20 protein-coding genes are annotated in these 21774 nt (G+C 49.2%); 18 read left to right on the forward strand and 2 right to left on the reverse strand.

Going from position 1 to position 21774, the window contains the following annotated elements:
- Positions 1–177: 177 nt before the first annotated feature.
- The 8 genes from LKE13_RS03295 to LKE13_RS03330 all read left to right on the forward strand — a co-directional run bounded on the left by LKE13_RS03295 (position 178) and on the right by LKE13_RS03330 (position 6651).
- Positions 178–1251, forward strand: coding sequence for a hypothetical protein (locus LKE13_RS03295; protein ID WP_227948267.1), 1074 nt, complete (start codon positions 178–180; stop codon positions 1249–1251).
- Positions 1252–1303: 52 nt separating this feature from the next.
- The gene (locus LKE13_RS03300; RefSeq protein ID WP_227948268.1) at positions 1304–2344 is read left to right on the forward strand and encodes a DUF4062 domain-containing protein; all 1041 of its coding nucleotides are present in this window, start codon (positions 1304–1306) and stop codon (positions 2342–2344) included.
- A gap of 56 nt (positions 2345–2400) precedes the next feature.
- Positions 2401–2928 carry a hypothetical protein gene (locus LKE13_RS03305; RefSeq protein WP_227948269.1) on the forward strand — a complete coding sequence of 176 codons (528 nt, stop codon included), beginning with the start codon at positions 2401–2403 and terminating at the stop codon, positions 2926–2928.
- A gap of 152 nt (positions 2929–3080) precedes the next feature.
- Positions 3081–3542, forward strand: a complete 462-nt coding sequence (locus LKE13_RS03310) for a helix-turn-helix transcriptional regulator (RefSeq protein WP_227948270.1) — start codon at positions 3081–3083, stop codon at positions 3540–3542.
- A gap of 160 nt (positions 3543–3702) precedes the next feature.
- A complete protein-coding gene (locus LKE13_RS03315; RefSeq protein WP_227948271.1) occupies positions 3703–4083 on the forward strand; it encodes a helix-turn-helix domain-containing protein in 381 nt (126 codons plus the stop codon).
- Positions 4080–4529: a hypothetical protein gene (locus LKE13_RS03320; RefSeq protein ID WP_227948272.1), complete on the forward strand. Its 450-nt coding sequence runs from the start codon at positions 4080–4082 to the stop codon at positions 4527–4529. Before LKE13_RS03315 ends, LKE13_RS03320 begins: the two co-directional genes overlap by 4 nt.
- Before the next feature lie 9 nt (positions 4530–4538).
- Positions 4539–4907 (forward strand): tyrosine-type recombinase/integrase, encoded by a 369-nt coding sequence (locus LKE13_RS03325; RefSeq protein WP_321576132.1) that lies wholly within the window; start codon positions 4539–4541, stop codon positions 4905–4907.
- 598 nt (positions 4908–5505) lie between these two features.
- Positions 5506–6651: a hypothetical protein gene (locus LKE13_RS03330; protein ID WP_227948273.1), complete on the forward strand. Its 1146-nt coding sequence runs from the start codon at positions 5506–5508 to the stop codon at positions 6649–6651.
- A gap of 70 nt (positions 6652–6721) precedes the next feature.
- On the opposite strand, the gene LKE13_RS03335 is transcribed toward LKE13_RS03330, so the two are convergent.
- Positions 6722–7465, reverse strand: coding sequence for a YoaK family protein (locus LKE13_RS03335; RefSeq protein ID WP_227948274.1), 744 nt, complete (start codon positions 7463–7465; stop codon positions 6722–6724).
- Between the two features lie 263 nt (positions 7466–7728).
- Here LKE13_RS03335 and LKE13_RS03340 point away from each other — a divergent pair, with 263 nt between their 5' ends.
- From LKE13_RS03340 to purU, 5 genes are read left to right on the forward strand one after another with little or no spacing between them, the layout of a single operon-like run.
- Positions 7729–8979 (forward strand): sarcosine oxidase subunit beta family protein, encoded by a 1251-nt coding sequence (locus LKE13_RS03340; RefSeq protein WP_227948275.1) that lies wholly within the window; start codon positions 7729–7731, stop codon positions 8977–8979.
- Between the two features lie 7 nt (positions 8980–8986).
- Positions 8987–9274 carry a sarcosine oxidase subunit delta gene (locus LKE13_RS03345; RefSeq protein ID WP_415776492.1) on the forward strand — a complete coding sequence of 96 codons (288 nt, stop codon included), beginning with the start codon at positions 8987–8989 and terminating at the stop codon, positions 9272–9274.
- The gene (locus LKE13_RS03350; RefSeq protein ID WP_227948277.1) at positions 9271–12228 is read left to right on the forward strand and encodes a sarcosine oxidase subunit alpha family protein; all 2958 of its coding nucleotides are present in this window, start codon (positions 9271–9273) and stop codon (positions 12226–12228) included. The genes LKE13_RS03345 and LKE13_RS03350 overlap by 4 nt, the downstream gene beginning before the upstream one ends.
- Positions 12221–12793: a sarcosine oxidase subunit gamma gene (locus LKE13_RS03355; RefSeq protein WP_227948278.1), complete on the forward strand. Its 573-nt coding sequence runs from the start codon at positions 12221–12223 to the stop codon at positions 12791–12793. Before LKE13_RS03350 ends, LKE13_RS03355 begins: the two co-directional genes overlap by 8 nt.
- A gap of 29 nt (positions 12794–12822) precedes the next feature.
- The gene (gene purU, locus LKE13_RS03360; protein WP_227948279.1) at positions 12823–13707 is read left to right on the forward strand and encodes a formyltetrahydrofolate deformylase; all 885 of its coding nucleotides are present in this window, start codon (positions 12823–12825) and stop codon (positions 13705–13707) included.
- A 37-nt stretch (positions 13708–13744) separates the two neighbouring features.
- On the opposite strand, the gene LKE13_RS03365 is transcribed toward purU, so the two are convergent.
- Positions 13745–14647, reverse strand: coding sequence for a LysR family transcriptional regulator (locus tag LKE13_RS03365; RefSeq protein WP_227948280.1), 903 nt, complete (start codon positions 14645–14647; stop codon positions 13745–13747).
- A 143-nt stretch (positions 14648–14790) separates the two neighbouring features.
- On the opposite strand from LKE13_RS03365, the gene LKE13_RS03370 reads away from it, so the two are divergent.
- Genes LKE13_RS03370 through atzF form a run of 5 tightly spaced genes read left to right on the forward strand, consistent with a single transcriptional unit; the run spans position 14791 to position 21759 of the window.
- On the forward strand, positions 14791–16404 hold the full coding sequence (locus LKE13_RS03370) for an ABC transporter substrate-binding protein (protein ID WP_227948281.1): 1614 nt from the start codon (positions 14791–14793) through the stop codon (positions 16402–16404).
- Between the two features lie 3 nt (positions 16405–16407).
- The gene (locus tag LKE13_RS03375; RefSeq protein ID WP_227948282.1) at positions 16408–17433 is read left to right on the forward strand and encodes an ABC transporter permease; all 1026 of its coding nucleotides are present in this window, start codon (positions 16408–16410) and stop codon (positions 17431–17433) included.
- Positions 17430–18317 (forward strand): ABC transporter permease, encoded by an 888-nt coding sequence (locus LKE13_RS03380; protein ID WP_227948283.1) that lies wholly within the window; start codon positions 17430–17432, stop codon positions 18315–18317. The genes LKE13_RS03375 and LKE13_RS03380 overlap by 4 nt, the downstream gene beginning before the upstream one ends.
- 2 nt (positions 18318–18319) lie before the next feature.
- Entirely contained in the window at positions 18320–19951 is a 1632-nt protein-coding gene (locus LKE13_RS03385; protein WP_227948284.1) for a dipeptide ABC transporter ATP-binding protein, read from the forward strand.
- A 17-nt stretch (positions 19952–19968) separates the two neighbouring features.
- The gene (atzF, locus tag LKE13_RS03390; RefSeq protein WP_227948285.1) at positions 19969–21759 is read left to right on the forward strand and encodes an allophanate hydrolase; all 1791 of its coding nucleotides are present in this window, start codon (positions 19969–19971) and stop codon (positions 21757–21759) included.
- Positions 21760–21774: the final 15 nt, after the last annotated feature.

Here is a 21774-nt window from a genome sequence, read left to right on the forward strand (position 1 = left end):
ATCATCGACATAAGAGCTAGTAAGATTCTTGGGGAATTTACTCTTCCTTCGATACGTTACGTAGAAAAGGAAGTATACACTTCGGATATGAATAACTGTTTGAGTTGTTCAACGAATTATATTTCTATAACCTACAAATAGCTAATTCAAATTATGCCAACGCGTATAGGGGGAATAATGCTTTTTTCTGAAGATAAGGCAATTTTTGCTATTCAAGGCCTCATGCGTAAATTTGATAGCCATAAAACTAGTGACGAGGTGATAAAGCTTGAAAGAAATTTTATCTCGACAGTGCTCTTACAAATACTCGACGAACCAGCAGAGTGGGATGAGAACTGCGCCTTCAATCTAGGGGTGATTGGAGGTCGATTTTTCACGCTGATCGACGAATTTGACACGTCAAACCGACTTCATTTCGATAAACTTTTTGTTTGGGCATATCGTTTCTTACTAGAGTTTGAAATGTCACCAATTGAAGAAAAAGCAACCCCAATTCCGATCACTAAAGTAAAGGATGAAGTTGAATCAAATTTTAATTTATTTGACCAAAATACCCGACACAGTTTGCGTTATGCATCGACCTTAATGCCCGCCGATATAATTAAGAAGATGCTCAAAAGTGAGGGCATTCAAAACTTCAAAACATTTTCTGAAAACATGGAAACCGCTAAAAATCTAATTTCAGATTGGAAGAAAGAGCTTTCAAATCAAAAAAGTCAGGTTGATGCGCTTGCTGACATACTTAAGCATCAAAAATCTGAGTTTAACTTTGTAGGACTTAACCAAGGTTTTGAAGATTTAAAGAAGAGAATTTCAGTCCGCCAATGGTGGCAATTTTCCGGTTTAATATTCATGGCCGTGTTGATTATTGCTCCACTCGTTGCAGAAATTGTGACCGTAATATATCGACTATATAATGATCTTAGTATTGACAATAATTATCTATATATTTTGCCGCCGTTGATAGCGATTGAGGTTCTCTTCATTTATTTTTTTAGAATTATCTTGCATAGCCACAAAGGTTCGAAAACGCAAAAGATGCAGATAGAGCTTCGGCAAGCTCTATGTCAGTTCATTGAAAGTTATGCGGAAAGCTCCAAGCATTTAATTGAGAAAAACTCTGGAGCTCTTGAAAAATTTGAAAGCCTTATTTTTAGCGGAATAACAGCTGACCCAGAGAAACTCCCTACCACATACGACGGAATTGAACAGTTAGCCTACCTAGTTAGATCGATAAAAGGGTCTCAATGATTCAATTTGGAACGCTATGTTGTTTTACTAGCAGTTGGAGAAATGTTCAACAATGACGTTAGATAAGCGATATCAGGTTTTTATCTCCTCTACCTTCCGCGATTTAATTGACGAGCGCCAGGCCGTCTTGAAGGCTGTTCTAGAGCTTGATCACATGCCTGCCGGAATGGAACTATTTCCGGCCTCCGACGAAACCGCATGGGACTTAATAAAAGACGTAATCGATGCATCGGACTATTACCTCCTGATCATTGGGGGGCGGTATGGTTCCCTCGATAGTGAAGGGATAGGATACACTGAGAAAGAGTATGATTACGCCGTAAAGTCAAAAAAAGCCGTAATTCCTTTCCTCATAAAAGATCCAGATAAATTACCAAGAGGGAACACTGAAACTGACGAGCAAGCATGGGAGAAGTTAGTTAATTTTAGAAAGAAGGTCGAAGATGCTCATACATGCGTATATTGGACCTCTGTCCATGACCTGAAATCTTCCGTTATTGTCGGGCTTACCTCGGTTGTTAAAAAGAGGCCCGCTGTCGGCTGGATACGCGCCGATAAAGTTCCCTCAGAAGCAACTATTTCCGAAATTCTCTCACTTCGAAATCGTGTAGCAGAGCTTGAAGTCGAATTGCAGGGTTCACGCTCTGGACCTCCCGCAGGGGCTGAATACCTTGCTCAAGGGGATGATAAAGCAAAGTTTGAAGCTACAGTTCGCCCCTATGATGATTTCCTTGGCGTCGAATATCGGGTGACAATCGAGCCAACATGGAACGAAGTCTTTTCCTTAGTATCTGGCAGCTTAATCAGTGAAGTACGGGAAACCCGTTTGCGCCGTTCAATACAAGAAATTATTGGAGCTTTAGCCTATCAAGAAGCAGAAAAAACTGAGAAGTTAAAGGGGCAATCTTTCCGCCACGGCAAAATAAGCGAACATGACGTAGATACAATTATCATCCAATTGCGAGCATTAGGCTTGATTCAAGAGAGCGCCAAAAAAAGGAGCGTAACCGATACAGCCACATATTGGATACTTACGCCTTACGGTGACAATTTGATGGTTAAAATGAGAGCCATCCGTAAATCCGACAAGTGAGCTAATCGAGCCATTCTTTGCGTAGCATTAGTTCGTAATGAGAGGACCAAGTTCCATTGCTTGATAACCTATTTAAAATCACCTTCAATAAGCTTGATAGGCAATCTTTGTATGCCCTTGCCGACTATCTGGAAGTGCAGGCGTCCATACTTCGACGGCGTGCCGAAGACAAGGAAGCTGAAGCTAATGGGCGGAGAGATCGGATAAGAGAGATTAATAAAGCCGGACGGGATGCTTTAGAATATTTCTTTATGGGCGTTGATAAAGAACTGGCTATCCAAATGGCAGCGTCCGAAAATGACGTTCCGTCTATCAACGTTGCAGCAAATATGAAGCGTCAGCTACAAGCGGAACAGGCGGCAATTCGCAAAAAACAATCAGAAGAAGTAATCAGGCTTCGAGGGAAGAATGTTACGGTAAGAAAAATCGCTAAAGCCCTTGGTATATCACCATCTCGCGTTTCACAGATATACCGCGAAAAAGCCGACGCTGCTAAATCCCTCAAATCTAAAGGTAACACGACAAAAGAAATCGCAGATACCTTAGACCTTTCCATTCCATGTGTTTCAGAAATTTTGCGCTAAGAATAGCCTCACTGGGCATTAAGACTTTCAGATAAATATACTCCCTAAAGCATTATCGACGATTTTTCCTACCATAAGGGGAAAAATGATTGGCATCAAAATATGCATTTTGGTATATATTTTTTTGTACTATTTTCACACTAAAGAGAATTATGAACAGTCCAACAAGCCAGAGACCTGCCGCAAGCCCGTACGCGCCTTTGGGTCAAATCATAGAACAGAAGCGCAAAGATAAAGGCATGACACGTGCCGCCTTGGCAAAATTTGCCGGGATTAGCCCAAACTCAATGGTGAAATACGAAAAAGCCGGCGAAGCGGATGGAAAATATCCATCCATGGTGAATATGGCAAAAATTGCTGAAATTTTGGAGTTTGATCCAAGAAAAATTTTCGAGTGTATCGCCAACACAGAAGCTATCCGAAGAAATCCCGACTTCAGTTTCATGTACACTTTCAAAGACCTAGAAAATGAATGGACCGGCGAACATAACGCTATGGAACTTCAAGGCATTGGCTATGAAATGGAAAAAGTCTTTGAGGCGCTAACAGAATTAAGAAAAGAAATTGCTCAATTGAAAGGCAATAAAAACGAAAAAGAGCCCGGCAAGGTTTGACGGCCGCCGAGCTCTTTTGATCATAAAAACGATGAAACTTAACCGTAAGATGGAAGCTAAATTTTGAGATCGTTTTCTGATATTCATCCTAATCATCTCACGCAATCTCTTCAACAGGAGATTTCAAATTCGCCTTACGAACTGAATAGGGTGAAGCGTGATGACTGGTAATCTCCCCCGGCTACTCACCGCTGAAATGTTTGCCAAGGAATTAGGCATTCCCGCTCGATCCGTCCGGACGCTCAGAGAGCAAAATAAAATTTCCGCCATTATGGTTTCTGGAACGTGGATGTATCCACGTGAAACAATTGATGAATTCATTGAACAGAATGTGAGGAAGTCATGCCAAGGCCAAACAGAGGCGCATATCTCAAATACCTCAAAAAGCGAGGAAAATATTATATCTGCTGGTCCGAAAAGGGTCGGACGCGGGAACGAAGCACGGGGACAACGAATTATCAAGAAGCTGAAGAACAGCTCGCAGAATTCATTAAATCCAAGCAGCAACGTTTCGGACCTCTCCCTCCGGAGAAATATATGATTTTGGATGCTCTGGAAAATTATACGGATGAGCATGCGGTGAACACAGCGGCACCGGAACGTATCGGTTTTGCAATTTCTCCACTATTAAGATTTTGGGGAGCTAATGTTGTTGGGGATATTTCTCGTCCAACTTGCTTAGCGTATTCAGCTAGCCGTAACCGCTCTGACAGCACGATTAGGCGAGAACTAGGCGTTTTGAGAGCTGCTATCAAGCACGATCATAAAATGGGCCGGTTAACCCGCGTTCCACATGTATGGCTTCCAAAAAAGCCCGAAGGTAAAAGTGTTTGGTTGACACGCAGTGAAGCCGCTTCACTTCTATGGGCCGCCAAATCAGAACCTAGAGTCCGGTTGTACCTGCCGCTTTTTATTCTGCTTGGCCTTTATACCGGAGCCCGCAAAGAGGCAATATTGTCGCTCCGCTGGCCACAGGTAAGCTTCTAAAATCAGCGTATCGATTTCAATCCGCCCGGACGTAATCGAACAAATAAACAACGCCCAATCATTCCAATACCACGGCGGCTCATGTATTTCCTGAAACAGGCCAAGGGTAGGAGCTACGAAACCGGTTTCGTGATCCATAACAATGGGGAACGGATAAAGGATATTAAAAAGTCATTCGCAACTGCTGTTCGAAAAGCTGGTTTATCAGACGTTACGCCGCACACCTTGCGGCACACTTCCGGAACGTGGATGGCGCAAAGGGGTGTGCCCTTGTTCGACATTGCGGGATGGCTAGGCCATAGCCATGAACGTACCTCGGAGCTCTATAGTCACCATCATTCCGATTATCTTGAAAAGGCAAGAAAGGCTTTCGATTAATGTCCGTGCATTGTCCGCGTTACACCCGTCAAAGTGCGCCAAATATAGCCACTATCGGCTTCACGCGTCCGCAGAAAACCTATGCTCGCCGCATCAGTAACAAAACTCCGAAGGCAGAGGTCACACGTTCGAATCGTGTCGGGTGCGCCAATGATGGAGTGCAAGCACTGTTAGGATTCTAACGAAGCGAGCAAGGGCAAGGATCTCACTAAATATAATAGGAAATTACGCCCTTTAAGGGCACCTGCTGAGAAAGCTGTTAGCACATAACAGTAATGCCAAAACTGCCCTTGGCTTTTGTAGGCCAGATCTCCGCCTTTCTCTTCAATCGTTCCTTACGAACCAAAGCTATTAATCAAATAGATCGCGAAGCGCAGGAAATCTCCGACCAGTGATGAGAAAGTTACTTTGGGTGGCTAGCGTAAAGCTATTCATTAATGCACCTGTCCGTCTTCTTTTTATTCAGCACAAGCGTTAAACGAGTTTCCATCACAACCTGTTGCAGAGCAAATTACCTTTCACTTCGGATCGCCCTTGACAGGTCCTTTCTTTTGATATTGTTATGTTATAACATTACTGAAAATGGAGGCGCCGACGAATGAAACTGAAAACCATACTTCCATCCCTGACTTTTTTCCTGCTTCCCGCTGTCACAATGGCAGAAGACCATAGTCACGATCACGGTCAAGACCATGGGACGAGCGGGTTTTACGGCCATCTGCATGTCAAAATCCTTTATGACCATGTCTATAAAGCGGGAGAGGCGGACGAGGAAATAGACGAGGCCTATACCCACTCACATCTTGAAATGGGATACGGGTTCGGCAATGGTTTTTCGGTAAATACGAATGTTGAACTGGAGGGCGAGCCTGCAGGCCATGATCATGGCGGTGGTGGCGCAACGCTGGATGGCAGTAACCGGTACTTTGAGGATGAACCTCTGTTCATTCGTGCGCTTACGGTGAATTATGACGAGGACAATTTCGGAGCTTATGCTGGTAAGTTCGATCCTGTTATCAGCTTCGATCAACATGTTATGCCGGGCATGTATGGGTATCAGATTATTGATGAATATACCGTACGGGAAAAGATCGGCGTTGGCGGCTATGCCAAGCTGAACGCCGGTGATTTCGGCACCCACCGGCTCGATGTGAGCACCTTCTTCGCAGATACGACTTTTCTCAGCAATTCCATACTATATGAACGCGGCGTCACCCACAAAAGCGATGGCGGCGTTTCCAATACGGATAATTTCTCATCCGTCGCGGTTTCTCTGGGCGGCTCTAACTTCTACTCCCTGAAAAGCAATCTCCCGGAGGGACTTTCCTATCGCCTCGGCTACGCTCATCAAGCCGCCGGAGAAGGAGACGAGACGAGCGAGGATCGCTACACATTCTCGGGCCAATATGAGCATATCTTCACGTCTGATTTGAGAGGTCGGATTCTGGGTGAAATCGTGCATATCAATCACCTAAGCGGCGAGGAACCACACGATCGGACCTATAACACCATCGGCGCGGAACTGAGTTACCAGCAATGGGTCTTGGGATCGACATATACCTATATCAACAATAAAAATCCGGATGACGCAGATGAGGCACAGAACGGTGAAGTCTTTCAAGCCTCATTGGGATACCTCTTTGAAAATGGCATAACAGTTGGTGCAGGCTATAAATATCAAGAGGAAGAAGGAGAGAAAAACTACCGGATAGGCGCAATGGTTGGTTATTCCTTGGAATTCTAGTTTTCCGGAATTACACGGCGCAAAGGCGTTCTCCAAAGTTAAGTTTCTTTGCTCTATCCGAAGGCAGAGATCATGTGTTTGAATCGTATCGGATGCGCCATTGATGGATTGCGAGCGCTATTAATATTGTGATAGGGCAGGCAAGCGCAAGAAATCCGCCAACATTATAGGAAACTGCGCCTGCGAGAGCGCCTGCAGAGAAAGCTGTTAGCACATAACAATAATGCCGTAACTGCCTTCTGGTTTTGTAGGCAGCATCCTCGTCCCTGTCCACACTCGCGCGTTCGGGACCGAGTATATCGATCACACTGATTGCGAAGCGCGCGAAATTACCGGTCATTACGGTCGTTGGAACATGCTGGTGGAAAACCTTTGCCATCACAGCATTCTGAAGCGTCATAGCAAAAACGGCAATGAGCGCAACAAGGATCGTTTCAGGCGTGTCCGCGCCGAGCAGCGGTGAGAAAAACATTCCCGATATCATAAAGGCCCCCAGCAAAACAGCCTCTACCGCCAGCACCGCTGCACGTATATATTTCCAATCCTTCAATTTTTGCAGAAGAATAAGCCACAAGAATAGTCCCACGACAAATGTGAGCACCACCAAAGCCTTCATTATCCAAACTCCGTCCGGATGAATGACTTCCGATGCCAGAATAATCAGAGTGCCTGTTATAAAGGCGGTAAAGGTTCTGAAAAGCGCGAGGTAACATATCACATCGACAAAGGCCGCAATGAAGGACAGCAGGATCGGGATGTAATGCTCTTTCGAGTAGAGCCCGGTTTTTTCAGATTTACTCTTTTCAACCATCATTCTGGATTAAAGCCCTACTATAAATTGTGAAATACACTTGTTACGAAGTTGATGGTCTCATGACTAAGGGTATTCAGTGAAGAGTATATCTGTCAACGACGCAGGAAACTTGCAAGGCGTTTTTCCCCAAAGAATTGTATTCCCTGTTTCATGCCAGTAATCATGCCGCGCATGTCTTTTTTGACGTCAATCATGACCCTATCAGAACAATCGGATTTACGGCATTATGCGATTGTTCAAGCATTCATAAAAAGGAGCCAACTTTGCGCTATTCCGCTCTTAGAGTGTTATTGGAAGGGTTGAGGAGGAACACCGGGTGGAAACCCGTGTGGCGGGATCCCGCTCCACAGCCCGAGTACGATTACGTCATCGTCGGTGGCGGCGGTCATGGTCTAGCGACGGCACACTATCTTGCGAAGGTCTATAAGAAGGCGTGGATCGCCGTGCTGGAAAAAGGCTGGATCGGGGGTGGCAATGTCGGCCGAAATACAACAATTATCCGGTCCAACTATTTGCTCGATGGCAACGAGCCTTTATACGAATTCGCGCTGAAACTCTGGGAGGGACTGGAGCAGGACCTTAACTATAACGCCATGGTCAGTCAGCGTGGCATACTCAACCTCTGCCACAGCGATGCTCAGCGCGATGCCTTTCGGCGACGCGGGAATGCGATGATCCTGAATGATGCAGATGCGGAACTGCTGGATCAGGAACAGGTGCGCGACATGGTCCCCTTTCTTGATTTCGAAAATGCGCGATTCCCCATCAAAGGCGGACTTTTGCAGCGACGCGGAGGTACCGTGCGCCATGACGCCGTCGCCTGGGGCTACGCCCGCTCCGCCGATAGTCATGGGGTGGACATCATTCAGAATTGCGAAGTGACCGGATTCAAGATCGAGAAGGGAACAATTAAAGGTGTGGAAACCAACAGGGGATATATCGGCGCGAATAAGGTCGGCGTTTCGGTCGCGGGCAGTTCTTCCCGTGTAATGGCGATGGCGGGCCTGCGCCTTCCGATCGAGAGTCATGTTTTGCAGGCCTTCGTTTCCGAAGGGCTGAAACCAATAATTCCAGGCGTTATTACCTTCGGCGCAGGACATTTCTATATCAGCCAGTCGGACAAGGGTGGGCTTGTCTTCGGCGGCGATATTGACGGCTATAACAGCTATGCCCAGCGCGGAAATCTACCTGTTGTCGAAGATGTGCTCGAAGGCGGCATGGCCCTGATGCCGATGATTGGGCGCGCTCGGCTCTTGCGGATGTGGGGCGGACTGATGGATATGTCGATGGATGGTTCTCCCTTCATTGACAAAACCCCGATCGAGGGCCTCTATTTCAATGGCGGCTGGTGTTATGGTGGGTTCAAGGCAACCCCAGCCTCGGGCTATGTGTTCGCGCATTTACTGGCGACCGATACGCCGCATGAAACGGCGACCCAGCTCCGGCTGGACCGGTTCCTGACCGGAGCCATGATTGATGAAAAGGGCGCGGGCGCCCAGCCGAACCTGCATTGAGGCGCGCATGATTATCAACCATCCCTTACTCGGCCCGCGCGATGCACAGGAATTTGTCTATCTTGGTGACGCCAGCCTGATCGATCGCCCGGATGCAATGGCGGAAACAGCACTCAATGACTTTCATGATTATCTCTATCTTCGGGATAATCCAGCGGGCAGCCATCAAGAACTCTGGTTCCATGAACAAGGGGATCGATCATGGCTGGTGGTGACGCGCGATACGGCATCCCATGAAATTACTCATGTCGAGCTGGCGGTCGACTATGCTAAGCGGCGGGGGCGGGACAGATGAGCCAGAAAAACCGTCTCGACGGTGGCCAGATCGACCGGAATCACCGCCTCTCCTTCTCCTTCGATGGGAAGAATTATTCCGGCTATGCTGGCGATACCCTTGCGTCTGCGCTTCTTGCGAATGATGTTCGGCTGATGGGCCGGAGTTTCAAGTATCATCGCCCGCGCGGTGTTTTCTCCGCTGGATCAGAGGAACCGAATGCCCTTGTCGAACTTCGAAGCGGCGCTCGGCGTGAGCCAAACACCCGCGCCACTGTTGCAGAACTTTACGATGGGTTGGAGGCGCAAAGCCAGAACCGCTTTCCATCCCTTCGCTTTGATGTCATGGCGATAAATGACAGGCTCTCTTCTTTCTTGTCAGCAGGTTTTTACTACAAAACCTTCATGTGGCCTGCCGCTTTCTGGGAAAAAATATACGAACCCTTTATCCGCCGCGCTGCCGGCCTTGGCCATCTCTCAGGGGAGGAGGATCCAGACGATTATGACAAGGGCTTCCTGCACTGCGACCTACTTGTAATTGGCGCAGGCCCGAGCGGGCTTGTCGCGGCGCAGACTGCCGGCCGAGCGGGAGCCGAGGTTATTCTGGCCGAGGAAGATTTCACATTTGGTGGCCGCTTACTCGCTGACACCGGGCTTCTCACAGATCAGCATGCAAATGACTGGATTGCGGAGGTTGTCGGGGAGTTGTCAAACCTGCCAAATGTTCGTCTAATGACGCGGACAACCGTTTTTGGCCAATATGATCATGGTATCTTTGGCGCAGTCGAGCGAGTAACAGATCATCTTCCGGAACCACCATCTCAGAAGCCTCGCCAAATACTCTGGCGGATTTATGCAAAGCGAACACTACTCACTGCCGGAGCGACGGAACGGCCCATCACCTTTGACAATAACGACAGACCGGGCGTGATGCTGGCGGGCGCCATGCGCGCCTACGCCAACCGATGGGCAGTAGCGCCGGCAAAAGAAGTTGCTATTTTTACCAACAATGATGACGGTCACCGCACCGCACGTGATCTGAATGCGAAAGGGGTTAAGATCGCCGCGCTAGTCGATAGCCGTGCCGATGCCCCTACTTCGCCGGAATTTGAAGTCCTTTCTGGAGCGAAAATTATCGACAGCCGCGGTCGACTGGGCCTCAAATCCGTAAAAGTCCGACTTCAGGACGGATCGGTGAAGGATTTAACCTGCGGCGCGCTCGGTATCGCGGGGGGATGGAATCCCAATGTCCACCTGACCTGTCATAAACGAGGGCGCCCGGTCTGGAATGATCACATCTCCGCGTTTGTGCCCGTGCCGGATAGCGATCCCCTACTCCGCGTTGCCGGAGCCGCGGCGGGGCTTTTCTCGACTCATGAGGCTCTTCAATCCGGCGCAGATAAAACAATCGAAGCGCTAAAGGATTTGGATATCTCAGCCCATCTACCGGATCTGCCTCAAGCGGAGGGTGCACCCGTCAATATCGCCCCCTTCTGGTATGTAAAGGGTGGAAAGGGCCGCGCCTGGCTGGATTTGCAGAATGATGTCACAGTTAAGGACATCAAACTCGCCCATCAGGAAGGGTTCAAGTCTGTCGAGCATGTCAAGCGTTATACCACCCTTGGAATGGCGACAGATCAGGGAAAGACTGCTAACCTCGGCGCGCTTGCCATCCTTGCTGATCTTGAAGGGAAAACCATCCCCGATGTTGGCACTACCATCTTTCGCCCGCCTTATACGCCGGTCTCCATAGGAGCATTCGCCGGACGGTCCCGGGGTAAAAACTTTCGCCCCTACCGCCTCACGCCCAGTCACAAATGGGCCGAGGAGCAGGGTGCTATCTTCGTTGAGGCGGGCAACTGGCTGCGGGCGCAATGGTTTCCGATAGAAGGGGAAACCCATTGGCGGCAATCCGTCGACCGGGAGGTGCTGGCGGTGCGAAAATCCGTCGGCATCTGCGATGTGACGACGTTGGGCAAGATCGACGTGCAGGGGGCGGATGCGGCAAAATTCCTCAACCATGTATATTGCAATGGTTTCGCCAAGCTGCCCGTTGGCAAGACACGTTATGGCCTGATGTTGCGCGAGGACGGCATGGCCATGGATGACGGGACCGCAGCGCGGCTCGCAGAGGATCATTTTGTTGTCACGACGACAACCGCTAATGCAGTTTCCGTCTTCCGTCATATGGAATTTTGCCGCCAATGCCTCTGGCCGGGGCTCGACGTCCAGCTGATCTCGACAACCGAGGCCTGGGCGCAATTTGCCGTTGCCGGACCGAATTCCCGCCAGCTCCTTCAGAAAATAGTCGACCCGGAGCATGACATTTCGAACGAGGCCTTTACCTATATGGCCTGCGGGGAGATCACTATATGCAGCGGTTTGCGCGCAAGGCTATTCCGGATTTCCTTCTCCGGCGAGCTTGCCTATGAGATTGCCGTGCCGGCGCGCTATGGAGACGCGCTCATCCGCCGGCTGATGGACGTGGGCGAGGAGTTTGATATTGTCCCCTATGGCACAGAAGCTCTTGGTGTGTTGCGGATCGAGAAGGGGCATGCCGCGGGGAATGAGCTGAACGGCCAGAGCACCGCCGCCATGCTCGGCTTGGGGCGCATGGTTTCGCAAAAGAAAGACAGCATTGGTCGGGTTCTCGCAGGACGCCCGCATCTTATGCGGGAGGATGATTATCGGCTGGTCGGGCTGAGACCAGTATACGCCGAAGATACAATCCTATCCGGCGCGCATCTCATGAGCGTCGGAGATCCCGCCAATGCGAAGAATGATCAGGGTTGGGTCACCTCTGCCGCCTATTCGCCGCATATCGGCTCTTCCATTGCTCTCGCCTTTCTTAAAAAAGGGGAGAACCGCCATGGCGAGGTGCTCCGGATCGTGAGTCCGCTCGACAACATGGATATTCAGATAACCGTCACTATTCCTCATTTCATCGACCCGGAAGGAGTGCGACTCCGTGTCTGAAAATTTGCTTGCTCCATTGACTGCGCTTGGAAAAACCGTCCCTGTGATTAAGAAAATCGGCGGGATTACCATCAGCGAAAACCCCGATCTTGCCATCGTTTCTCTGTCTGCCCGTATGGGTACGGAGCAGGACTTACAAAACCTTCTCAAGCCATTACTGGGAGCCTGCCTGCCGGGTCCTGGCCAAGCCCAATTCGCTGAAGATATAACGGCCATATGGGTGGGGGTGCATCAGTGGTTCCTGATGGCATCGCTGTCAGACCATCCTGATTATGCCGACGAGATAAATAATTTCGTCACCGACGCCGCAAGCGTCACAGAGCAGTCCGATGGCTGGGCCGTTTTCGACATTACAGGCGATAACCTTGTTCCGCTTCTGGAACGGATTTGCAACCTAAATAGCAAAGCAATGTCGTCGGGCGATGCCACGCGATGCCTAATCGAGCATTTGGGCTGCTTGATTATTTGCCGTGAATCAGTTAGGAATTTCACAATTCTTGGACCACGTTCCTCAGCGGCTTCACTTCATCATACCTTCGTCACAGCGGCGCATAGTGTTGCCTGACGACCGATCTCTCAGGAAAGTAAATACCCATGCAATCATTTGCGCTCACCGTAAAATGCAAATCTACGCGCGGAATTGTTGCTGCTATTTCCGAATTTCTCGCCGCAAACGGCTGCAATATCACGGACAGCGCCCAATTCGATGATCAGGAAACCGGTAACTTTTTCATGCGGATCAGCTTCCAGAGCGAAGAGGGAAAGGGCTTGGCTGAACTGACTGGTGAATTTGCAGAGATTGGCGAACGCCTGAGTATGGAATTTAGCTTCCATGATGAATCGGAGAAGATGAAAGTCGTAATCATGGTGTCCCGTTTCGGGCACTGCCTCAACGATCTATTATATCGCTGGCGGATCGGCGCGCTACCGATCGAGATTGTCGCGGTCATTTCCAATCATTTCGAGTATCAAAAAGTCGTCGTTAATCACGATATCCCCTTCCATCATATCAAGGTGACGAAGGAGAATAAGAAAGAAGCCGAAGCCCGGCAAATGGCAATAGTCGAGGAAACGGGCGCCGAGCTTATTGTCCTTGCTCGTTACATGCAGGTTCTGTCCGATGAGATGTGCAAGAAGATGTCCGGTCGGATCATAAATATCCACCATTCCTTCCTGCCAAGCTTCAAGGGCGCCAACCCCTATAAGCAGGCGTTCGAGCGAGGGGTCAAACTGATCGGGGCAACGTCCCATTATGTGACAGCTGATCTCGACGAAGGTCCAATTATCGAACAGGACACTGTTCGTGTCAGCCATGCGCAAAGTCCGGCAGATTACGTCAGCCTTGGTCGCGATGTGGAAAGCCAAGTCCTCTCCCGAGCCATTCATGCGCATATTCATCGGCGAGTTTTTATAAACGGCAGCAAGACGGTCGTCTTTCCAGCAAGCCCGGGAAGCTATGCATCCGAGAGGATGGGATAAGACAGCTCACTTCTGCGCCAAGACATTAGGCCATCAGTCAGACATCATAGCGTTCTTCAAGAATTGCTGCGATTCGCAGAGCAAATCGAGCAGAAGCAACCGGGAGTGTACGCCCTTTTAACTGGCCCAGGAAAAGATTACCGACAGGAATATCCTTACTTGAAATTTCTTTCGTAACATAAGGCCGTGCAGGATCGTCTTTCAAGCCGATCGGAATCTGAAAACCAATACATTTTTCCCGCAACACATAATGTCGCATAAACTCGAAGGAATCCGTTTCAACAATTGGCGCGGTTGTTCTGGAAAGGCGGTGTGCCGATGCCTCTATCAAATGTCGAATTGCGATATGAGTTGTGGGCAAGACATGTGGGTAGTCTAAACAATCTCGCAATCGGATCTCATCCGCTCTCGCTAAGGGGTGGTCCGGCGACATTAAAACGGTAACCGGCTGGGGAATCGCACAAATCACCTCAAAGTCCACAAGGTGAACAGGCTCGAACACCAAAGCCAAATCACTGGCGAATGTGCTTAGCTCCTCTTCCGCTTGTGCTCTATCCCTTACATTTACTGAAAAACTGACCCGAGGATGTTCAGTGCGATACCTCGCTATTTCAGCGGGCAGGAAATACGGAAGAAGTGCTTGTGAGCAAGCAATTGAAATATGTCCCCGGCGCTCCCCTGAAAGATCGGCCACCTGATTCTGGACTCTAGTCAAATCCGAAATTTGACTCCGAATATGCTGTAACACCAGCTCACCGGCCGGATTCAAGCGGACGCCACGGGGGAGTCGCTCGAATATTTGCGAACCAAATTCTGACTCAAACCGCTGTATCCGCCGATTCAGGGCGGACGCCGTAATATTCATATCTTCAGCCGCTTTCCGAATAGAACCTGCTCGGCTCACGGCTTCGATCAAATGAAACGTCTGTAAGTGCTTCACAATCGCCCCTCATTTTTAACCGGTGCAAAAAATGCACCGCTTTTGTGAATTTATAGCATTGGAAATACCACGAAGAAAGAGGCACGGTTTAATCCAATACGCAAGAATCCCCATTCGAGTTTTATGCGCTGAAAGGAATTACGATGACTCTATCAACGTCCAGAAGGAATTTTCTTAAAATGTCAGGTGGGGCGCTGGGTGTGGCCAGCTTACCTTTCCTGAAGGTATTGCCCGCACAGGCGGCCAGTGGCGATGTCATTGTCGCTGTGACAGGCCAAACAATAAATAGTCTTGATCTGCACCGCAAAGGAACTAACAGAGCCAGCTATCAGGTCGCCGTTAATTGCTATGACCGCTTGGTATCCTTTGGAACGAAAGAAGCCCCTGGCGGTGGACTTTCTTACGATTACACTAAAATCGAACCAGAACTGGCGGAGAGCTGGAGTGTCTCTGACGACGGATTAAAGCTCACCTTCAAGATTAAGCCGGACGCAACATTCTGGGACGGAACAAAAGTAACCGCAGCGGATGTCAAATGGTCCTTTGACCGGGCTGTTTCTGTTGGCGGATTTCCGAGTGTACAAATGAAGGCCGGCGGTCTGGTCAAGCCAGAGCAGTTTGAGGCAATTGATGATGAAACCTTCGTCATTACATTAGAAAAAGCCTCGAAACTCACTTTGCCGGACTTAGCTGTGCCTGTGCCTATTGTAATTAACTCAAAGGTCGCGAAAGCTCATGCAACGGAGAAAGATCCCTGGGCTACCGAGTATCTTCACAAAACAGCCGCCGGATCTGGTGCCTTTAAGGTTCTGAAGTGGAACCCCGGAGAACAGCTTGTATACGAACGCAATGACAATTGGGTCGGCGGGCCACTTCCTGCGATTAAACGCGTCATTGTCAGGGAAGTACCTAACCCTTCCACGCGTCGTGCTCTGATCGAAAAAGGGGACGTCCAGCTATCATTCAACATTCCAAATAAAGATGCAAAGGAGTTAGCGGAAAAACTAGACGTCTATTCAACGCCGATAGAAAACTGCATGCATTGTGTTGGTCTGAATAATACATTCGAGCCGTTCCAGGACTCCAATGTTCGAAAAGCGGTCGCTTACTCCATTCCATATGAAGAAATCTTCCAGACAGCCGCTTATGGTAGAGGGGCCCGCTTATGGGGAGGTCCGGACACGATCGACTCAATCGAGTGGCCGCGCAAATCTCCATATTTTACGGATTTGGATAAAGCGAAAGAACTTATGGCCCAATCCGGTTTTGCCGACGGGTTTTCCGTTCCGTTCTCCATCAGCCTTGGGCTGGCGGACTGGATGGAGCCAACAGCATTGCTAATTCAGGAAAACTTGGAAAAGATTGGTATTTCAACAGAAATTGAGAAGATACCTGGCGCCAACTGGAGAACCGCCGCGTTGGTTGAGAAGAAGCTCCCGCTTCATCTCGAAAACTTCGGTGGATGGCTTAATACACCCGATTACTATTTCTTCTGGGCGTATAAAAAAGGACATCTATTCAATTCCTCAAACTACATGAACCCGGAAATTGAAAGCCTTGTCGACACCACTCTGCATATGCCGATGGATGACCCACAATACGCACCAAAAATTATGCGTATGTTCGAGATTGCCTTCGAGGACCTTCCGCGTATACCGCTTTGGCAGCCCGCGCTCAATGTCGCAGCTAATGGTGCCAAGGATTACGAATTCTGGTTCCATCGCCAACTGGATATTCGTCCGTTGAAAGGGGCTTGATTTATGTCTCCTCGTTTGCGCGCCATTCTCCTTCGGCTCGTTCAGGCTATTCCTGTTGTCATTGGAGTGGTTGTCATCAGCTTTGTGTTGACGCGCGCACTTCCCGGGGATCCTGCAGTCTATTTCGCAGGAGCGGCCGCAGACGAGGAGTCAATTGCCCAAATCAGAACATCAATGGGTCTGGATAAACCCCTGCCTATTCAGTTCCTACAATATGTCGCAGATTTGTTGCAGGGTGACTTCGGTCAATCCGTATACAGTGGACAGCCGGTCGCAGAAGACCTGGCGAACCGGCTTCCAGCTTCATTGGAACTTACCCTGACCGCGTTGATCCTCTCTTGCGCCATCGCCATTCCAATCGGCGTACTTGCCGCCAAGAACCCTGGATCATTTGTCGATCAATTGTGCCGAATATTGGTAACCGCCGGTGTATCCCTGCCCACATTTTTTACAGGGATACTACTCATCTATGTTTTCTATTACCTCCTTGGATTGGCCCCGTCTCCTCTTGGGCGGTTGGATTTCTTATATATCGAACCAGACAACGTGACGGGATTCTATTTAATTGACGCGTTGATTGCCGGGGACTGGGAAACCTGGTTTGCCTCCCTCAAGCAACTTATCCTTCCCGCAATCACACTGGCTCTTTTCACTCTGGCGCCAATTGCACGAATGACACGTGCCGCCATGCTGAGTGCCCTGTCATCAGATTTCATTCGGACAGCAAGAGCAGCCGGGTTAAGTGACCACAAAGTTACATACGGATATGCCTTCCGGAATGCGCTTCTTCCGATCATTACCACGTTAGGGATGGTCTTCTCATTCTCCCTCGGTGCGAATGTATTGGTAGAAAAAGTCTTTGCATGGCCCGGCATTGGATCTTACGCCGTTGAGGCTCTCGTCGTTTCGGATTACGCCGCCGTTCAAGGATTTGTTCTTGCCATGGCGCTCCTTTTTGTAACTCTCAATCTCGTGATCGATTTGACATACAGCGTTATCGATCCCCGTATAGGATTCGACACAAAATGACAGTATTCAGCGGAAATACGGATCCAGGAGCTGATAATACTTCAAACAGCATTACCCATATCCTTTATATAATGAAGGAAAACCCTGTTACGCTGATCGCCTTTGCCCTGTTCGGCTTCTATGTTCTTTCCGCTCTCTTCGGACAGCAACTGGTTCCCTATGATCCGCTTGCATCAGATTCAGAAAATGTCCTGCAACCACCCAGCTTACAGCATTGGTTTGGAACCGACCCGCTAGGCAGGGATGTCTTTAGCCGGGTAATTTCCGCGACCAGGCTGGATCTTCTTATCGCTGTCTCGGCCGTTGCCATTTCATTTGTTGTTGGATCTTTCCTTGGTAGCGTTGCTGGTTACTGGGGCGGTAAATTAGACATTATCCTGAGTCGCACACTCGATACCATTATGGCCTTCCCCATCTTTGTGCTGGCCATGGGGATTGTTGCCGCACTCGGAAATACTGTCGAAAATATCGTGTATGCGACCGCCATCATTAATGTCCCTTTCTATGCCCGGCTGGTGCGGGCAGAAGTCAACATCCGGCGCAATGCAGGCTTTGTCCAATCAGCAAAACTCTCCGGAAATTCAGATATTCGAATATTGGCACTTCATATTTTCCCCAACACGCTCCCGCCCATGATGGTCCAGATTTCACTTAATCTGGGATGGGCTATCCTGAATGCTGCCGGGCTGAGCTTTATTGGGTTGGGCGTGCGACCCCCGACCCCCGAATGGGGCATCATGGTCGCCGAAGGCGCTAATTTCATCGTTTCTGGGGAATGGTGGCTTGCCGTTTTTCCAGGTCTTTGGCTCATGCTGGCAGTCTTCACCTTTAATCTACTCGGCGATGGCCTGCGCGATATGGTTGATCCGCGGCAAAGGACCTGATCATGCTGTCAATCAAAGATCTAAATGTATCTTTCAATACCCGGCGGGGCAGAGTCGATGCTGTCTGCGGTGTCTCTTTGGAAGTTGCAAAAGGACAGATCCTGGGGATTGTCGGTGAATCCGGTTCGGGTAAATCAGTTACGTCATATGCCCTGATGCGTATTCTCGACAGAGGCGGGATTATCCGTCAGGGCGAGATTATCTATAGCGGCATTGATTTACGCAATGCCTCCGAGCAACAAATGACGGAAATCCGCGGCCGTGAAATATCGATGATATTTCAAAACCCTCGGGCGGCGCTAAACCCCATAAGGAAGGTCGGACACCAATTAGAAGATGTCCTACGCCAACATGCCCAAGCCACGCGATACACTGCAAAAGAAAAAGCAATTGAAGCGCTTGAGGCCGTAAAAATCAGAGATGCGGCGGAACGCTACGATGCCTACCCCTTTGAGCTTTCCGGCGGCATGTGTCAACGTGTCGTTATAGCCATTGCGCTCGCCTGCAACCCTCGCCTTTTGATAGCCGATGAACCGACGACCGGGCTGGATATCACCACTCAAAAAGCGGTGATGGACCTGGTTCTGGAATTAATCCGCGATCGTGAAATGAGCGCGATCCTGATCACTCATGATCTGGGCTTGGCTACAGAATATTGCGACCAAATCTCTGTTATGAAAAACGGGGAAGTTGTTGAAAAAGGGACCCCTCAAAAAATATTTTCGTCGCCAGAGCATCCCTATACCCAAAAGCTCGTGAAGGCGACACCCTCGAAAGGCAGCTCTATTCGAGATTTGTTACCGGACGGTGGGAATTTACCTTTAGCACCGCGTCAAATCAGTGAATTTCCTTTACTTGCGGTTCAGGATCTCAAAAAAACCTATAAAGGTAAATCAGGACCGATCGACGCAGTTAATGGGGTCTCCTTCAAAATTTTTGAAGGCCAAACCGTTGGTCTAGTCGGAGAATCCGGCTGCGGAAAATCGACGACCTCATCCATGCTGGTGCGACTTCTGGATAGCAGTTCGGGCAGGATATTATTTAATGGCGACGATCTGACCGAAATTTCTGCCAAAGCTTTCGCGAAGGACCCACGACGCACCGATATCCAGATGGTCTTTCAGGACGCCACCGATAGTCTTAACCCCCGATTTACCGCACGCCAATCCATAGCAGACCCTCTCAAGCAATTAGTGAAGCTGCGAGGCTCGGCTTTAAATAGTCGAATTGAGGAGCTCGCCGACCTTGTTGGTCTGCCCATCCATCTCCTCGACCGCTTTCCGCACCAACTCTCCGGAGGGCAGAAAGCGCGTGTGGGCATCGCAAAAGCGATTTCAGTCAATCCGAAATTCCTAATCCTCGATGAACCAACAGCCGCCCTCGATGTCTCCATTCAGGCTATCGTTCTCAATCTCCTCGCAGATTTGAGAGCAAAGCTTGGAATGAGTTTCCTCTTTGTCAGTCACGACCTGCAGGTGGTTCGGCTCTTGAGTGACTATGTCATTGTCATGCGGGATGGTGAAATTGTTGAACAGGGTCCTACTGAAATTGTCATGGGCCAGCCCTCTTCGGATTATACCCGCACTCTTTTATCCACAGTACCAAAACCACCCAGCGGTTTGACAGCAGCCTAATTCCCACAGGTATTTTCATGAATAGTATTCCCTTTACAATTTCGGCACTACACGACTCCTATCGAAATGGCATGAAGGCCACGGAAATCGTAGAGCAGGCATTTTCGCGCATTCAGGCGGTCAATGATCCGGGTATCTTTATCCATATGCTGGATAGAGAAGAAGTGCTGGCGGCGGCCCGAGAGCTTGGGGAATTTGATGATAGCAGACCCTTATGGGGAATTCCTTACGTTATTAAGGACAACATTGATGCCGGAGGAAAACCAACGACTGCGGCCTGCCCCGCCTACAGCTACGTTGCCAAAGAGGATGCATTCGTCGTCAAATGCTTAAAAGAAGCTGGCGCTCTATTATTGGGAAAAGTGAATTTAGATCAATTTGCAACCGGCCTCGTTGGAGTCCGGTCGCCCTATAGCCCGCCTAAAAATGCGATCGATCCAGAAATTGTACCGGGCGGATCGTCTTCAGGATCCGCAGTTTCTGTCGCTCATGGTTTCGCCTGTTTCTCCCTTGGAACAGACACAGCTGGCTCCGGTCGTGTACCGGCCGCTCTTAACAATATTGTCGGATTGAAACCAACACTTGGCGCTTTGTCTGCGTCGGGCGTAGTTCCTGCCTGCCGGACACTGGATACCATTTCCGTGTTCGCACTAACCGTCGGTGATGCCTACAAAGTCTTTGAAGTCGCTTGTAAATTTGATGCTGCGGATAGCTATTCCCGAAAAATTACAGCTAAACCTTTGTCTGCTATTCCGCCCCGGTTCAAGGTGGGAATCCCTGATTCAAAATCTATCAAATTTTTCGGAGACAAAGTACAGGAGGTCTCTTTTCGCAAGGGGCTTGAGGAACTTACGAAACTAGGTGCAGAAATTATCGAAATTGATTTCACTCCTTTTTATAATGTGGCGCAAATGTTGTATGAAGGGGCTTGGGTCGCTGAACGCTACACAACTATCGAAGAGTTGTTGAGTTCGAACCCTGACGCCATTCACCCTGTCACACGCGATATCATTTCCGTTGCGGAGAAGTTCTCATCAGCAGACGTTTTCCGCGGCATGTACAAGCTGGAACACCTAAAACGATTAGCGGAGCCAATACTGGCGACCTTGGACTATTTATGCGTTCCGACCATCCCGACATTTTATAAAGTGGAAGACTTGGAGAAAGATCCTGTAACACCGAACTCAAATTTTGGGACTTATACCAACTTTGTCAATTTATTGGATATGTGCGCCCTTTCCTTCCCGACCGGCCCTAGAAGTGACGGTCGACCGGGCAGCCTGACCCTTCTTGCGCCGGCAGGACAAGACGCGGAAATTGCAGTGATCGGCCAGGAAATTCAATCTCGGACGCAACCCAAATTGGGAGCAACAGATTGGATCATTCCGTCCTCAACAAAACAATCTGCTGCTTCTCTCAGCGGCAATGAAATTGAGATTGTCGTTTGCGGCGCGCATATGTCTGGCTTACCGCTAAACAAAGAGCTTACCTCACGCGGCGGACGCTTCATCCGAACAGCATCGACAACAAATGACTACCAGTTTTTTGCCTTGGCTGGAGGCCCGCCGGATCGCCCAGGATTGGTTCGAACTGACCCCGGAATGGGTTTTGAAATAGATCTTGAGGTCTGGGCTCTGCCAAAAGAGAATATGGGGCTTTTCATGGAAAACATCCCATTTCCACTTGCAATTGGGACGATATCCTTAAGCGATGGGAGCAGAGTAAAAGGCTTTGTCTGTGAAGCCGCAGGCACCCACGGCGCGACAGACATCAGCAGCCTGAAAACCTGGCGCCGATACGTAGCCTGATTTTTCCTGACGGCA

It is taken from the genome of Sneathiella sp. HT1-7 (assembly GCF_020731145.1).
Taxonomy (GTDB): Bacteria; Pseudomonadota; Alphaproteobacteria; order Sneathiellales; family Sneathiellaceae; genus Sneathiella.

Coding starts and splice junctions, on each gene's coding strand:
- LKE13_RS03375 (WP_227948282.1), top strand. CDS start 16,408: ATGTCTCCTCGTTTGCGCGCCATTCTCCTTCGGCTCGTTCAGGCTATT.
- LKE13_RS03385 (WP_227948284.1), top strand. CDS start 18,320: ATGCTGTCAATCAAAGATCTAAATGTATCTTTCAATACCCGGCGGGGC.
- LKE13_RS03350 (WP_227948277.1), top strand. CDS start 9,271: ATGAGCCAGAAAAACCGTCTCGACGGTGGCCAGATCGACCGGAATCAC.
- LKE13_RS03320 (WP_227948272.1), top strand. CDS start 4,080: ATGATTTTGGATGCTCTGGAAAATTATACGGATGAGCATGCGGTGAAC.
- LKE13_RS03370 (WP_227948281.1), top strand. CDS start 14,791: ATGACTCTATCAACGTCCAGAAGGAATTTTCTTAAAATGTCAGGTGGG.
- LKE13_RS03300 (WP_227948268.1), top strand. CDS start 1,304: ATGACGTTAGATAAGCGATATCAGGTTTTTATCTCCTCTACCTTCCGC.
- LKE13_RS03310 (WP_227948270.1), top strand. CDS start 3,081: ATGAACAGTCCAACAAGCCAGAGACCTGCCGCAAGCCCGTACGCGCCT.
- atzF (WP_227948285.1), top strand. CDS start 19,969: ATGAATAGTATTCCCTTTACAATTTCGGCACTACACGACTCCTATCGA.
- LKE13_RS03380 (WP_227948283.1), top strand. CDS start 17,430: ATGACAGTATTCAGCGGAAATACGGATCCAGGAGCTGATAATACTTCA.
- LKE13_RS03335 (WP_227948274.1), bottom strand. CDS start 7,465: ATGATGGTTGAAAAGAGTAAATCTGAAAAAACCGGGCTCTACTCGAAA.
- LKE13_RS03345 (WP_415776492.1), top strand. CDS start 8,987: ATGATTATCAACCATCCCTTACTCGGCCCGCGCGATGCACAGGAATTT.
- LKE13_RS03315 (WP_227948271.1), top strand. CDS start 3,703: ATGACTGGTAATCTCCCCCGGCTACTCACCGCTGAAATGTTTGCCAAG.
- LKE13_RS03295 (WP_227948267.1), top strand. CDS start 178: ATGCTTTTTTCTGAAGATAAGGCAATTTTTGCTATTCAAGGCCTCATG.
- LKE13_RS03330 (WP_227948273.1), top strand. CDS start 5,506: ATGAAACTGAAAACCATACTTCCATCCCTGACTTTTTTCCTGCTTCCC.
- purU (WP_227948279.1), top strand. CDS start 12,823: ATGCAATCATTTGCGCTCACCGTAAAATGCAAATCTACGCGCGGAATT.